Source organism: Streptomyces sp. NPDC048142 (genome assembly GCF_043202835.1).
Lineage (GTDB): Bacteria > Actinomycetota > Actinomycetes > Streptomycetales > Streptomycetaceae > Streptomyces.
The window spans coordinates 316,266-330,213 of the sequence record NZ_JBIDBC010000003.1 but is presented as its reverse complement, the minus strand read 5'-3'; the positions used below and the strand labels follow the sequence as shown (position 1 = coordinate 330,213).

Annotated in this window: 12 protein-coding genes and 2 pseudogenes; 11 read left to right on the top strand and 3 right to left on the bottom strand. The window is 70.9% G+C overall.

What is annotated here, in order from left to right; all coding sequences use genetic code 11:
* The first annotated feature begins 63 nt into the window (after positions 1-63).
* Together ACGF2Y_RS06380 and ACGF2Y_RS06375 are read left to right on the top strand one after the other, a co-directional pair.
* Positions 64-447: a winged helix-turn-helix transcriptional regulator gene (locus ACGF2Y_RS06380; RefSeq protein WP_392943543.1), complete on the top strand. Its 384-nt coding sequence runs from the start codon at positions 64-66 to the stop codon at positions 445-447.
* Between the two features lie 319 nt (positions 448-766).
* Positions 767-1,069 carry a hypothetical protein gene (locus tag ACGF2Y_RS06375; protein ID WP_392943542.1) on the top strand — a complete coding sequence of 101 codons (303 nt, stop codon included), beginning with the start codon at positions 767-769 and terminating at the stop codon, positions 1,067-1,069.
* 922 nt (positions 1,070-1,991) lie between these two features.
* Here ACGF2Y_RS06375 and ACGF2Y_RS06370 read toward each other — a convergent pair.
* Positions 1,992-2,447, bottom strand: a pseudogene (locus ACGF2Y_RS06370) (alkene reductase); the annotation flags it as partial.
* Positions 2,410-3,019: pseudogene (locus ACGF2Y_RS06365) on the bottom strand (helix-turn-helix domain-containing protein). The pseudogenes ACGF2Y_RS06370 and ACGF2Y_RS06365, both read right to left, overlap by 38 nt.
* Before the next feature lie 102 nt (positions 3,020-3,121).
* On the opposite strand from ACGF2Y_RS06365, the gene ACGF2Y_RS06360 reads away from it, so the two are divergent.
* Together ACGF2Y_RS06360 and ACGF2Y_RS06355 are read left to right on the top strand one after the other, a co-directional pair.
* On the top strand, positions 3,122-3,763 hold the full coding sequence (locus ACGF2Y_RS06360; protein ID WP_392943696.1) for a class I SAM-dependent methyltransferase: 642 nt from the start codon (positions 3,122-3,124) through the stop codon (positions 3,761-3,763).
* A gap of 55 nt (positions 3,764-3,818) precedes the next feature.
* Complete coding sequence (locus tag ACGF2Y_RS06355) at positions 3,819-4,307, top strand: DinB family protein (protein ID WP_392943541.1); 489 nt, start codon at positions 3,819-3,821, stop codon at positions 4,305-4,307.
* Positions 4,308-4,442: 135 nt separating this feature from the next.
* On the opposite strand, the gene ACGF2Y_RS06350 is transcribed toward ACGF2Y_RS06355, so the two are convergent.
* Positions 4,443-5,471: a GlxA family transcriptional regulator gene (locus ACGF2Y_RS06350; RefSeq protein ID WP_392943540.1), complete on the bottom strand. Its 1,029-nt coding sequence runs from the start codon at positions 5,469-5,471 to the stop codon at positions 4,443-4,445.
* A gap of 122 nt (positions 5,472-5,593) precedes the next feature.
* Here ACGF2Y_RS06350 and ACGF2Y_RS06345 point away from each other — a divergent pair, with 122 nt between their 5' ends.
* From ACGF2Y_RS06345 to betT, 7 genes are all read left to right on the top strand, one after another.
* Positions 5,594-6,640, top strand: coding sequence for a nuclear transport factor 2 family protein (locus tag ACGF2Y_RS06345; RefSeq protein WP_392943539.1), 1,047 nt, complete (start codon positions 5,594-5,596; stop codon positions 6,638-6,640).
* A 246-nt stretch (positions 6,641-6,886) separates the two neighbouring features.
* A complete protein-coding gene (locus ACGF2Y_RS06340; protein WP_392943694.1) occupies positions 6,887-7,741 on the top strand; it encodes a carbohydrate ABC transporter permease in 855 nt (284 codons plus the stop codon).
* The gene (locus ACGF2Y_RS06335; protein WP_392943538.1) at positions 7,738-8,049 is read left to right on the top strand and encodes a hypothetical protein; all 312 of its coding nucleotides are present in this window, start codon (positions 7,738-7,740) and stop codon (positions 8,047-8,049) included. Before ACGF2Y_RS06340 ends, ACGF2Y_RS06335 begins: the two co-directional genes overlap by 4 nt.
* Positions 8,003-8,530, top strand: a complete 528-nt coding sequence (locus ACGF2Y_RS06330; protein ID WP_392943537.1) for a glycoside hydrolase family 30 beta sandwich domain-containing protein — start codon at positions 8,003-8,005, stop codon at positions 8,528-8,530. The genes ACGF2Y_RS06335 and ACGF2Y_RS06330 overlap by 47 nt, the downstream gene beginning before the upstream one ends.
* Before the next feature lie 27 nt (positions 8,531-8,557).
* A complete protein-coding gene (locus tag ACGF2Y_RS06325; protein WP_392943536.1) occupies positions 8,558-8,983 on the top strand; it encodes an endo-1,4-beta-xylanase in 426 nt (141 codons plus the stop codon).
* Between the two features lie 248 nt (positions 8,984-9,231).
* Complete coding sequence (locus tag ACGF2Y_RS06320; RefSeq protein WP_392943535.1) at positions 9,232-10,917, top strand: SWIM zinc finger domain-containing protein; 1,686 nt, start codon at positions 9,232-9,234, stop codon at positions 10,915-10,917.
* A gap of 793 nt (positions 10,918-11,710) precedes the next feature.
* The gene (gene betT, locus ACGF2Y_RS06315) at positions 11,711-13,834 is read left to right on the top strand and encodes a choline BCCT transporter BetT (protein ID WP_392943534.1); all 2,124 of its coding nucleotides are present in this window, start codon (positions 11,711-11,713) and stop codon (positions 13,832-13,834) included.
* The last annotated feature ends 114 nt before the right edge of the window (positions 13,835-13,948 follow it).

Here is a 13,948-nt window from a genome sequence, read left to right as displayed (position 1 = left end):
GGAAACTGTAGGAGAGTGAAGGCTGACCTGGAAGAACGCACTTTTCGGTGACTGAGGAACCTCATGGTGACCAAGCAACTGCTCAAGGGCCTGCCCGAGGACGCTGACCTGCGGCGCGCGGACTCCCTGGCGCGGGAGATCTTCTCGGACGTCGCCAACAAGTGGGCGCTCCTGATCATCGAGGCGCTCGGCGAGCGCACCCTGCGCTTCAGCGAGTTGCGGAACGAGGTCGAGGGCGTCAGCCACAAGATGCTCACCCAGAATCTGCGCATGCTGGAGCGCAATGGCCTGGTCGACCGGAAGGTGTACCCCACCGTGCCGCCGCGAGTCGAGTACACCCTCACCGGGCCGGGCCGGGCCCTGCGCACCGCAGTCGACGCCATATGCGGCTGGACCCACCAGCACCTCGGTCACATCGAAAGTGCACGCGGCCGTTTCGACGCCTGACGGGCGCGCAGCGAGACCCTCGCGCGTTGCGCGATTCCTTTGATCGGGGGCCGGGTGGTGCAGGACATCCCAGCAGGTGAATGCCGCAGGGGGCTGCGCGGCCAGGGCCCAGGCGCGTGCCGGAGATGATGCGGCCCGGGACTGCACGGCTCCGAAGTCCAGGCGGCCGTCCCTTCAGATGACCACCTCCCCGTCCAGGACGGGTATGAGCGCGCAGTCTCATGCCGGCGAGAGCCAGATCCATCCGGGTCGCGGTGACAGCCCGGCCGGACCTGGCATACAGAATCACGGTTCCGTCGGTACGCCGCATGATCATCCGATGCCCGTCGAACTTCGGTTCGAACTGGTAGCGGGCGGTGGCGCGCGTTTCGTTGAACAGGCACATGACGTCGGGGATCGCCCGCTTGACGAGGGCTTTGAGTGCGGCTGCCGTGTCGCCTGCGGCGCGCTTGAGTTCCTCGTGGACGGCGCGGCCGATGAGCTCGGTGGTCTCGTGCTGTGCGCGGGCGGCCGAGCGCGCGGCGCTGTGGTCGCGTCGGCACGGGCACGGGCACGGGAGTCGGCGGCGCGGGCGCGGGTGGCAGGCGATGGAGCCACGGGGTCAGGGGTGCTGGTCGCCTGAGGGGTGGCGGGCTGGCACATCGCTCCGGCGTGCAAGGGGCGGCCGTCAGTGGAGTGGATTGGCGGGCAGTGGTGACGCCGCGGCGGATGCACGGGCCGGGCCGGCCTTCCACGGCAAGTCCGTCAGGGCCTCGCAGCGTTTCCGGTGTGGCTGTGAACGCTGCAGGCTGCGGCGCTGTCACTGCAGGGGCCGGCGCCATGGCCGGAGCCGGATAGATCTGATCAGGACATGAAGGCCAAGAACGCGAACACCCGCGCCGACGGCACCCTGAACAACGCCATCGGCCAGCACGAGTAGGCGACCTGCGTACCCGTACGGAACTGGCATAAAGGCAAGTGGCAGCTAACGCGCCCAGTTCCTGACAACCATCGCCCGCACGCACGGCTCGGCCAACGTCGCCCGGGTGGGCCGCCGAGCACGACCAGCTGAACACCGCTCTACACAACGCCCCACGGCCAGCTCACCCCCTGGTGGGCGGTCTGCGTGACCGAAGAAGGCAAGGGGCCCGACCTGGTCGATGCCCGTCAGGCCCTCAAGCCCCCCGGGCGCCGGCCGCAACGAGAGCGCCGCCCCCGTCCTGGAGCAGCAGGGCATCCAGACGGCGGCGTGAGCCGTGCCCAGCCCACAGCGCGACGGCCGTCGCCCGTTCCCGGGTGGCGGCCGTACTGCCGCCCCGAGTAACCGAGGTCGCTGGGCACATGCTCGCCATGGCACGCCGGGTCTGGGTGTGTGTCCCGAATCCGGGGGATGGAGCCGCGGGTTCGTGGTCAGCCTGCGGGTCTGTCTGGTCGGTATGGTCCAGCAGGGTTCGTAGGGCGTCCGTGCAGCGCATCACGGTTGTCGCGTGGAGCCCGCTTCCGCCGCGTGATCGGCCCGCACCGCGTCGGTCGCCCGGGGCGTTTCGGCAACGCCGCGAGATGCCGCCGCCCTCGTAGAAGGTGTTCTCATCGGCGGGCACGACGGGCAGGCCTGAGCGCAGGCGTTCGACCAGGTCGGGGTTGGCGAGGAAGCCGCGACCGAAAGCGATCAGGTCGGTGCCCAGGCCCAGCCAGCTGTCGGCCTCCGCCCTCCCGGTCTGCTTCGGGCGAGGTCGAGGCGGGCAAGCTCCGTCAGCGGAGCGGTGTTCAGTTCGGCCGCGTCGTCCTCGGTCACACCCCAGAATCCGCCGCCGGGCGACAGGCGGATGCCCGTGCGGGCTGCGCCCTCGGCTTCGGCAGTGGCGGCGGCTGCCTCGACGGCGAAACGGATCCGGTGGGTTCCGGTGGGTGATCGAGCCGCCGTAGCGGTCGTCGCGCAGGTTGGCGTTGGATGACAGGAACTGGGAGATCAGGTAGCCGTGCTCAGGTGGTGCTGCGTGCCCTGATGTGTGCGCGTTCACCCTGCCGGCCGAAGAGGATCAGCAGCTCGACGGCTCTGCCGTCGGCGCTGCCCAGGAAGTGAGGGAGTCCGGTGTCGAACTCCGCGGCCTCGCCGGGCGGCAACACGAGGTCCTGATCGCCGAGGACCAGCCGCAGCCGTCCGTTGAGGACGTACAGCCACTCGAACCCCTCGTGCGTCTGCGGCGTCGGTTCGGCAGGGACGTCCCGGCTGGGGATGAGCATCTTGAACGCCTGCACCCCGCCCGGCCTGCGGGACAGCGGAATGAACGTCATGCCATGCCGGTGAAGCGGCTTGAGGTGGACCCGGGGGTCGCCGGTGGGCGGGGCGCCCACGAGGTCGTCCAGCGGGACGCCGTAGACGCGGGCCAGCGGGAGGAGCAGTTCCAGGTTGGCGCGGCGCCGGCCGCCCTCCAGCCGGGAGAGCGTGCTCTCCGAGACCCCCCGTGGTCGCGGCCAGCTCGGCCAGAGTGATCCGGCGCTGTCGACGCAGCGCGCGCAGCCGCGGGCCGACGGCGTCGAGCACGCCCTCCAGACCGTCCGAGTCGTTCGGGTCGCTCCGGTCGTCGTCCATGGTCAGCACCATGCCGATACAGCAAGTTCTCGTGCAATTCCCGCCAGTGCTCGGGCAGTCTCGTCTCACTACGTCCGATGAGGAGCACCGTCCATGACCGAAATGACCACTCCCGAGGGGCGCTCCGATGCGGGCCGCTTCTGGGAAGAGCACTACAGTTCCCGTGATGTGGCCACCGGGCGCCGGGTGAATCCCCTGCTGGTGGAGATCGCCTCCGGTCTCGCGTCGGCGACCGCACTCGACCTGGGCTGCGGCGCCGGTGGTGACACTCTCTGGCTGGCCGGTGCGGGCTGGCGGGTGACCGCCGTCGACCTTTCCGGTACGGCCGCGGCACAGGTCGCCGACGCGGCTCGCGAACGCGGGCTCGGTGACCGGGTCCATGCCGAGCAGCACGACCTGGCCGTCGGCTTTCCCGAAGGCCGCTTCGACCTGGTGACCGCCCTGTACCTGCAGTCGCCGTTCGACCTGCCGCGCACGCAGGTGCTGCGGACCGCGGCGCGGGCGCTGGCACCGGGCGGACGGCTGCTGATCGTCGACCACGGATCGGTCGCCCCGTGGTCGTGGAACCAGGACCACGACGCTTCGCACCCCGCACCGCACGAGATCGCAGCTGACCTCGCCCTGGACCCGGACGGCTGGTCGATCGAAAGGGCGGCCTCGCCACGACGGATCGCCTCCGGGCCGGACGGTCAAACCGCCGAGGTCGTCGACCACGTCCTGCTGATCCGCCGGACCACCGGCTGAGCAGCACAGCCCGTCTCACGCGCCTGCTCAACCGTTCGCACAGAAGGGCACATTCATGAGGTCCGCCCGCCGCCGTGACCTGCCGCCGCCGAGCACCGGCTCCTCGGAGAAGGACGTACTGCTCGGCTTCCTCGATTACTTACGCGCCTGCATGGCGGCCAAGGTCGAGAGCGTGCCGGAGCCGCAGGTCCGCACGCCCGGTGTTCCGTCAGGCACCAACCTGCTGGGTCTGGTCAACCACCTTGCCCACGTGGAGCGTTCCCTGTTCCTCGGCGAGCAGGTCGCCGACTGGCAGGCCACCTTCGCCGCGGCTCCCGGCGACGCGGTCGACGACGTCCTGGCCGCCTACCGCGACGCGGCCGCCCGGTCGAACATGGTCGTCCGCGCCGCCTCCGACCTGACCGCCACCGTCGCCCGCCCGGCGTCCCGGCCGAAAGGACCGTCCCTGCGGTGGGCGCTCACGCACATGATCGAGGAAACGGGACGTCATGCCGGCCACGCCGACATCCTGCGCGAACTCCTCGACGGAACCACGGGCCGCTGAATCGTCCGGACCGAACCGCGCAGCACCGCGGCGTCCGGGTGAACTCCCATCGCCCACGCGTTCAGGGTCGGGCGGGTGCGGGGACTGCTGGTCTGCGTGCTGGGGCACGTCCGTAACCGGTGGACCCGCGATAGTTCACCCGCACCACCGCGCGCCCGTGGTCGACCCAGGCCGCCGGTCCCGCCGGTCGAAGGCAGGCACGGAAGAGGGTGAGGGGGAGCGGAAGGCGGCCCGGTATGCCTGCGGGGAAGTACCGGTGTGGCGGGCGAAGTGCTGGCGGAAGGTCGAGGGGGCGCCGAACCCGGTTTCGGTGGCGATGCGTTCGATGGGGATCGCCGTGGTTTCGAGGAGTTCCTGGGCGCGGTGGACGCGGGCTCGTAGAAGCCATTGGAGGGGGGTGGTGCCGGTCTGGGTGCGGAAGTGGCGGTTGAGGCTGCGGACGCTCATCGCGGCGTGCCGGGCGATGTCGTCCAGGGTCAGCTGCTCGTGCAGGTGGGCTTCCATCCAGTGCAGGAGGGGCTGGAGGGTGGTGTCACGGTCGGCGGGGTCAGGGTGCTCGATGAACTGGCTCTGGCCTCCGTCGCGTTGGAGGGGCATGACGGTGCGGCGGGCGGTGGCGGCGGCGAGGGCTGCTCCCAGGTCGCGCCGGACGAGGTGCAGGCACAGGTCGAGGGCGGCGGCGACTCCGGCGGAGGTGATCAGGGGGCCGTTGTCGATGTAGAGGCTGCTGCCGTCGACGTCGACGGCCGGGTGGCGGTGGGCGAGTTCGCCGGCGTGCTGCCAGTGGGTGGTGGCGCGGTGGCCGTCGAGCAGGCCGGTGGCCGCGAGGGTGAAGGCGCCGACGCACACGGACGCGAGCCGGGCGCCGTTCCCGGCTGCCGCGCGCAGGGCCGCGACCACCGTGGCGGGCGGTGCGTCCAGGAAGCCCGCGTGTCCGGGGATGACGACGGTGTCCGCCTCGGTCAGGGCCTTCAGGTCCCAGTCGGTGGCGATGTGGAAGCCGCCGTACTCGGTGGGAGTGGCCACCCGCCCGCCGGGGGCGCAGACCCTGACCTCGTAGTGGGTGCGGCCGAAGGCCTCGTTGGCCGTGCCGAAGATCTGGCCGGGGACGGAGAGTTCGAACGGCACGACGCCGTCGAGCGCAAGTATCGCCACAACAGTCATGGCCAGAAGCTAGCGCATGGTGGCATTCCAGCCACTGGTGGGGGTGAGTCCGGGGGCAACAGGATCAAGGCATCCGCCGCGGTGCGTGCCGTGGCGCGATGACCTGTGAGGAGTGGATTCCAGTGACATCCCGTTCGACGACCCGGACGTACGCCGGCTTCGATCTGCCGGGCAGCGATCTCGCCGTGGCCGCGCTGCGGTACGCCGAGGAGCTGACCGAGCCGTACGTCTTCCGGCACAGCGTGCGCGGCTACCTGTTCGGCCGGTCCATCGCCGCGCGGCAGGGGCTGTGCCCGGATGCCGACTACAACGACGAGCTGGTGTTCGTCGCGAGTGTGCTCCACGACATCGGGCTGTCGGACGAGGGTAACGGCGACCAGCGTTTCGAGGTGGACGGCGCGGATCTGTCCGCCCGGTTTCTGCGCGAGCACGCGGTCCCCGAGGGCGATATAGCGATCGTGTGGGACGCCATCGCTCTGCACACCTCCGACCAGATCGCCGCGCGCAAGGGGCCGGAGGTCGCGCTCTGCCAGGCAGGTATCGCCGCGGACATCCTCGGCCAGGGCCGCACCGACCTGCCCGAGGGCTTCGCGGACCGCGTGCACGCGGCGTTCCCGCGCGAGGACCTCGCCTATGCCCTGACCGGCGCGATCGTGGCGCAAGCCCAGGACAACCCGCTCAAGGCGGGTCCGCTGTCCTTCCCCGGCGGACTGCTGCGCCGCCATCTGCCGCCGCGGGCCCTGCCCGACTGGTACGACCTCATCGCCGACGCGGGCTGGGGGGACCGGCCCACGCCTGGGGAGGAGGACGCGGCACGCAGCCCGCGGGAGTTGGGCGAACTCTTCGTCCGCCACCTGACGGCCGGTGACCTGGACCGGCTCACCGCACTCTACGAGCCCGGCGCCGTGTTCGTTCCCGGGCCCGGCACGGCGGCCACCGGCGTCCAGGCCGTGCGCGAGAGCCTGCGGCAGTACGTCGAAGACGGTGTACGGATCGGCCTTGAGCTGCGGCGCGTCCACGAGACCGGTGATCTCGCGCTGCTGTCGTCCGTCGCGACCGTCGACGTCCCCGGCCGCCCTCAGATGACCACGGTCACCACCGAGGTCGCCCGGCGCCGGCCCGACGGACGCTGGCTGTACGTCGTGGACGATCCGTCGTTCAACGACTGAGACTCCGCGCGCCCCGGCCGGACGGAGCCCGGTGCGATGGCCGCGCCCCGGCCGGACGGCGGGATGAGAGGGCGCCTTGCCGTACGGCGGCGAGTCCACCGAGCCCGGGGACGAGAGCGAGAAGCTTCGCGGGCGCGTTCGCTGTCGAAAGGCGGAGGGTGCCGAGACTGCTGGCGGCGGCGGAGTCGAACACGGGTACGGCGACGCCAACGCCCCCGCAGACGCGGCAGGTTCCTCGTCCCGGCTCTGGTCCTCTTCCTCGTCTTCGTCCTCGCCCCGATCGTCGTCGCCGTCTGCACCGGCTTCTTCAAGTGGGGCGGGATCGGCCCCATGGAGGACTTCGTCGGCTTCGCGAACTACACCAAGCTGTTCGACGATCAGGTCTTCCTCGGCGATCTGGGGTGCGGTCTGTACCTGATCGTCCTGTCGGTCACTGTGCAGTTGCCGTTCGCGCTGTTCACCGCGGTCCTGCTCAACCAGAGGCTGCGCGGCCGGGCGGTCTACCGGATGCTGTTCTTCGCGCCGTACATCCTGTCCGAGGTCGTCACGGCGGTCCTCTTCACGATGATCTTCCTTCCCGGCGACGGCATGGCCGACCATCTCGTCGGCGTCCTCGGCCTGGAGGGGCTGCAGGGCAAGTGGCTCGCCGATCCCGCCACGGTCATGCCGACCCTGTTCGTGGTCATGACCTGGAAGTACTTCGGCTTCCACATGATGCTCCTCCTCGCCGGGCTGCAGAGCATCCCGCGCGAGATCCTCGAGGCCGCCTCCATCGACGGCGCCGGCGCCTGGCAGCGCTTCCGGCACGTGACGCTGCCGCTGCTCGGCCCGACGATCCGGATCAGCGTCTTCCTTTCGGTCATCGGAGCCATCCAGCTCTTCGACCTCGTCTGGGTCATGACCGCGGGCGGGCCCAACCACTCCTCCGAGACGATGGCGATCTCGATGTTCCCGTTCGGGTTCAAGCGCTACCAGGTCGGCTACGCCAGTGCGATCAGCGTGGTGATGTTCATGATCAGTCTGGTCTTCTCCCTCTTCTGCCAGCGCTACGTGCTCCGCCGTGACCTGAGCGGGGCCGTCACCACGGGAGGCGGCCGATGAACGCCCGCAGGACGGCACGCGGCCTGTCGCTGCACGCCGTGGTGTGGCTGATCGCCGTGTTCGTCGTCGTACCGCTGATCTACGCGGTGATCTCCGGGTTCAAGAGCACCGGCGAGCTGACGACCAACCCGTTCGGGCTGCCGGAGCACTGGAAGACCGCCAACTACACCGGCATGCTCGGCGACGGAATGTTCTGGCGGCAGATCGCCAACAGCGCGGGCATCGCGATCGGCACGACCTGCTGCACGGTGGCGCGTATGGATGTCGGAATGGTCGCCGGACGGCACCACCTGGAACGAGAACTGTGACGACGGCAGCGGCTACGACGGTCTCGCCGTCGCGGCCGACATCCAGAACACCCTGACCGTCGGCAACGCCAACGCCTATGGCTACTGGCTCGGCGCGTCCCTCGGCACGACCCGAGGACTCATCCAGCTCGCCGATTCCGGTGACGACCACCGGGTGTCCAAGAGGTACTGGGCGCTGGCCGCCTTCAGCCGGTTCGTCCGCCCGGACGCCGTCCGCGTGCCGGTCACGAACGCCGACCCGGCACTGCGGATCACGGCCTTCCGTAACACCGACGGCAGCCGCGTGATCGAGATCCCCAACACCGCGACCACCGAGAAGGGCGCCGCGTTCGCTCTTCGCGGCGGGCATGACCGGCACCCCGACGGCCACGTCACCGACGAGACCCGCTCGATCACCCCGGCCGACATCGTCTCCACGCACGGCACGACCCTCACGGCGAAGCTCGCCCCGCGCGCACTGACCACGATCGTCCTCGACTGAAGCGCCCAGCACCCGAGGAGCAGTCCTATGTCCGTGTCCCGGACTCTCCCCGCCCTGTCCGCCGCCATCTGGCTCGCGGTCGGTCTCGCCGCCGCGCCCGCAGCCGCCGAGCCCCGTCCCAGGACGCTCGGCGAACTGGCCAAGAAGCACCACAAGTACTTCGGCTCCGCCACCGACAACCCCGAGTTCACCGACGCCGCCTATCTGCAGCTCCTCGGCAGCGAGTTCGGGCAGACCACCCCCGGCAACGCCATGAAGTGGTACGCCACCGAGCCCGGGCGTGGCGTCTTCGACTTCACCGCCGCCGACGAGGTCGTCGCCTTCAGGCTCACCAACCGGCACAGCGGCAAGGTGCTGGACAACGCCAACAGCGACGCGGAGGGGAGCACGGTCATCCAGTGGACCGCCAACGGCGGCTCCCCGCAGCAGTGGAACATGACCAGGGCCGGCTGACTGCCCCGGGGTGGCGTGCCCTCGGCCCGCCACCCCGGGCTCACACGCTCCTGACCGGACGCACCGCGATCCGGGGGCACTTGCGGGCTGGGCCGCACCCCGAAGTCGCCGCTCCGGCGGGAGCCCACAGGTGAGGCAGTACGCAACAAGCGCCTCCGCCCGTGGACCTGCACCCCGGTCGAAGAAGCGTTCTGACCCTGCGGATGCTTCGCGACACCGAGAGCCGCGACCTGCGATTGAATACCCGTATGGCACGGAAAGTCGTGGGATTCGGTGAGGACGATCTGCGGGCGCTGGCCGGGACCCGGTCCTTCGAGCGGGGGCTGGGATATCTGGACGCGGTGAGCGGTCTGGAGGCGGGGGCGGGTTCGGTCACCGCCGTGGTGCACGGCACGGAGGTCTACGAGGTGGAGCTCGCCCTCGGCGGGGACGGCGGGCTCGCCGGACGGTGCGACTGCCCCTTCGGGCAGGAGGGCAACTTCTGCAAGCACTGTGTGGCGGTGGGGCTGACCGTGCTGCGGCGGGCGAAGTCCGTCCCGCGTCAGCGGGCAGCGGCACGGGCACGGGCCTCCGGCCTGGAGGCGTGGCTCACCGAGCTGTCCCGGGACGAACTCCTGGCGCTGGTACGGGAGCAGATCGCCGAGGACCGCGGGCTGCGCCGGCGCCTGGAGCTGCGGGCCGCCGCAGCTCGCTCTGACCTCGGTACGGTCCGGGACCGGGTCCTGGCGCTGGTCGACCCGCGGCCTGTCGCCCGGTACGGATACGTCGAGTACGCCGCTGCCCCCGGGTACGCGCGGCAGGTGGCGGAGGCGGCGGCCGCGCTGCGCGCCCTGACCGTCGGCGGGCGGGCGGCGCAGGCGGTCGGTCTGGCCGAGGAGGCGATCCGGGTGCTGGGGGAGGCGTACGGGGAGATCGACGACTCCGACGGTGTGGTGGGGCAGGCCGCCGCCGAGGTGGCCGAGGCCCATCGGGAAGCGTGCGGAGTCGCGCGTACCGATCCGGAGCGGCTGGCCGAGTGGCTGGCCGGCCAGGTGCTCGGCGACAGCAACGACGTGCCGGACCTGGACCCGCTCGACTACGCCGAGGTGCTGGGGCCGAGTGGGCTCGCCCGTCTGCGGCAGCTGGCGTCCGGGGCGCTGCGGCGCAGGCCGTCCGGCTGGGCGGAGCGGTATCTGATGGAGCGCCTGGTCGAGGCGGAGGGTGACGTCGACGCGCTGGTCGCCCTGTACGCACAGGACCTCGCCCCGTCCGGTGCCACGCATCTGCGCATCGCCGGGGAACTCGAAGCGGCGGGCCGCGCGGACGAGGCGCTCGCGTGGGCGGAGCGCGGACTTCGGGACTGCGCGGGCCAGAGGCATATCGATGGCCGCGTGGCCGACTACGTGTGTGCCCGTTACGCGAAGGAGGGGCGGTCGGCCGACGCGGTCGGGGTGCGCCGGGACCGGTTGCGTGCCGAGCGGTCCCTGGCCGCCTACCGGCAGTTGCGCTCCGCCGCTCGGGAGGCGGACTGCTGGGAGGCCGAGCGCGGGGCCGCGCTGGCCGCGCTGAGGGAAGAGAGCGCCCGCCGTGAGCACGGCGGGCGGTACGTCGGAGCCGTGCTGATCGACGCGCTGCTTGATGACGGCGATGTGGACGCGGCCTGGCGCGAGGCCGCCGGTCTCGCCGACGACCGGCAGTGGGAGCGGCTCGCCGACGTGTCGCGCGAGACGCACCCGGCCGAGGCGCTCGCGGTCTACCAGCGGCTGGCCGAGCGGCTGCGGGAGCCGACCGGCGACCGTGCCTACGAGCACTTGGCGCGGCTGCTGCTGCGTGCCCGTGACTGCCACCGTGCGCTCGGGACGCAGGAGGCGTTCACCGAGTATCTCGGCGGCCTGCGGGCAGAACGGAAACGCCGGCGCAAGCTGCTGAGCATCCTGGACCGGTGCGGGCTGTGAAGGGGGCGCGGGCCCGGTGCGGGCTCCCCGCAGGCCGGGCGGCACTTCTCACTCCCTGAGGCCGATCACATCCGCGGGTCCCGCGAACAGGTCCGAGCCCGCTGGACTGTCCCTCGGCTTCCGGGGGAGGGACCCGCAGCGAGGCCGGCGCCCCGCCGACACCGCCCCGGCCGATGCGCCGACGGGCCCAGCTCTCCCCCCTTCCCCGGAGCCGCAGCCACCGCTTCGTAGCCACGGTTCACGGCAAGGGCGTTAGCCCGCCCGGGGTGCCTGGGCGACCAGCTCGGCGCCGCGTCGGTGCGTCCCGTGGACCGGCGGCCGTCGCACAGGCCATGTTGCTGACATCAGGGCGGCAAGGGCTGGAGGCGAAGGAGACCACGCCGGGTGGGCCGCACATCCGCTGCGAGTGGCCATCGGCGGCGTGAGGTGGACGGCCCGTGCGGTGACGCCGCCGGCCACGAGCCTTCCGGCGGTGACCGTGCGGCGCACGCCACCTGGTGGCTGCGAGCCGAGGCGCATCCGGGGCCGGGGCCCCCGGCGCCGCGTCCGTCTCCCGTTCACCGAATCCTGCCGCGTGCCAAGGAGGAAACCGTCCGTACCGAGTCCGTCGAGGAGGTGCCGGGCCCCGGTCGTGGGCCCCGCCTTCGCTCAGGCGCACACGATGACGCCGCCCCTCGGCCCCGGCGTGACCATGCGGCCGGCCGCCAACGGGCCGCCGCCCCGATCGAAGGCTGACCCGGCTCCGGCGCACCGGAGGCCGCAGCTACCCGTCCCACCAAGAAAGGAACCGACCATGTCGACCGTAGGAGGCAAAGATCCCGGCCCCGACACGGACGAGCCGCAGGTCGAGCCCGGTGCGGATGAGGCGGGCTCGCTCAAGCCGCTGGTCTTCTTCGGATCCGCGACACTGATCCTGGCCATCTCGATCTGGGCGATCATCACCCCCTCCGGTGCCGAGAAGGTCATCGGCGTGGTGGTCGACAAGATCTCCGGCTGGTTCGGCTGGTACTACTTCCTCGCCGCGACCCTGTATCTGGCGTTCGTCGTGTTCATCGGGGTGTCGAAGTACGGCACGATCAAGCTCGGCCCCAAGCACTACAAGCCCGACTACGGGCTCTTCGCCTGGGCCGCGATGCTGTTCGCGGCGGGCATCGGCATCGATCTGATGTTCTTCTCCGTCACCGGGCCGGTGAGCCACTACCTGGTGCCGCCGGAAGGGGACCCCGAGTCGCTGGAGGCGGCCCGGCAGGCCGTGGTGTGGACGCTGTTCCACTACGGCATCACCGGCTGGGCCATGTACGCGCTGATGGGCATGGCGCTCGGCTACTTCGCCTTCCGTTACAAGCTGCCGCTCGCCATCCGCTCCGCGATCTATCCGATCATCGGCCGCCGGATCCACGGCAGGATCGGTGACGCCGTCGACCTGGCGGCCATCATCGGTACCGTCTTCGGAATCTCCGTGTCGCTCGGCATCGGCGTGGTGCAGCTGAACTACGGGCTCAAGTTCCTCTTCGGTGTACCGGAGGGTCTTCCCGCGCAGATCGGACTCATTGCCGTCGCGGTGGTGATCGCCACCGTGTCAGCGGCGTCCGGGGTCGACAAGGGCATCCGCCGGCTGTCGCAGCTCAACGTTCTCCTCGCCGTGCTGCTGATGCTCTACATCCTGGTGGTCGGCGAACCGTTCCGGCTGCTCAACGCCCTGGTTCAGAACATCGGCGACTACCTCAGCGGGTTTCCGTCGATGACGCTGAACACGTTCGCCTACGACCAGCCGACCGAATGGCTGGATGCGTGGACGCTGTTCTTCTGGGCCTGGTGGATCGCCTGGGCGCCGTTCGTCGGGCTGTTCCTCGCCCGGATCTCGCGAGGCCGCACACTGCGCCAGTTCGTCGCCGCGACCCTGATCATCCCGTTCCTCTTCACCGGTATCTTCCTGGCGGTCTTCGGCAACAGCGCGCTGTTCGTGGTGCGCGACGGCAACTCCGCTTTCGGGGAGACCGCACTCAACTCTCCCGAGCAGGCCTTCTACGGACTGCTGGAGCAGTACCCCGGGGCGTTGTTCAGCGCGGGACTCGCGACCTTCGTCGGGCTGCTCCTCTACGTCACCTCCGCCGACTCCGGAGCCCTCGTCATGGGCAACCTCAGCTCGCACCTCCCCACCCCGGTGACCGACGCACCGACCTGGATCCGCGTCTTCTGGGCGGTGACGACGGGCCTGCTCACCCTCGCGATGCTCCTGGTGGGCGGGGTGCAGGCGCTCACCGACGCCACGATCATCATGGGGCTGCCCTTCTCGTTCGTGATGTTTCTGATCATGGCGGGGCTCTACCTCGCGCTGCGCTCCGAACGGATGCGCGAGGAGGCGCTGACCACCACCCTGCCGGGGTCCCTCTCCGGGCGGACGACGCAGCAGGGGGCTTCGGGAGCCCGGAACTGGCGGCAGCGGCTGTCGCGGGCCATGGCGTTCCCCGGCAGGCGGGCAGCCACCAGATTCGTGGCGGACGTCTGCCGGCCGGCGTTCGAGGAAGTCGCCCAGGAACTGCGGGCGCAGGGGGCGGACGCGGAAGTCCTCTCCGGCACCGACGAGGAGAGCGGCCTCCCGCACGTCGGCCTCGCCGTGCCGATGGGCCCGAAGGACCAGTTCGTCTACCGGGTCTGGCCGGTCGAACTGCCGACCCCCGGCTTCGCCACCCGGTCGGTCAGCACCCACGACAGCTATGTGCGCTTCGAGGTCCAGCTGTCCGAGGGCAACCAGGGGTACGACGTCATGGGCTACACCAGGGAGCAGCTCATCGGCGACACCCTCGACCAGTACGAGCGGCATCTGGAGTTCCTGCGGCTGCACCACGAGGCGGCGGCAGGGTCGGCTTTCCCCGACCACCGTCCTGACGCCCCGGACGCGGACCAGCCGGAATAGCGGCCGGAGCAGCGGTCGGACCCCGGCCCGAGGCCGGGGTCCGTCACGCCGCCGGTCACGCGGGCGCGCCGAGGGATGTCAGGCGTGCGGCGACGGACCTCGTCGGCACCGCCG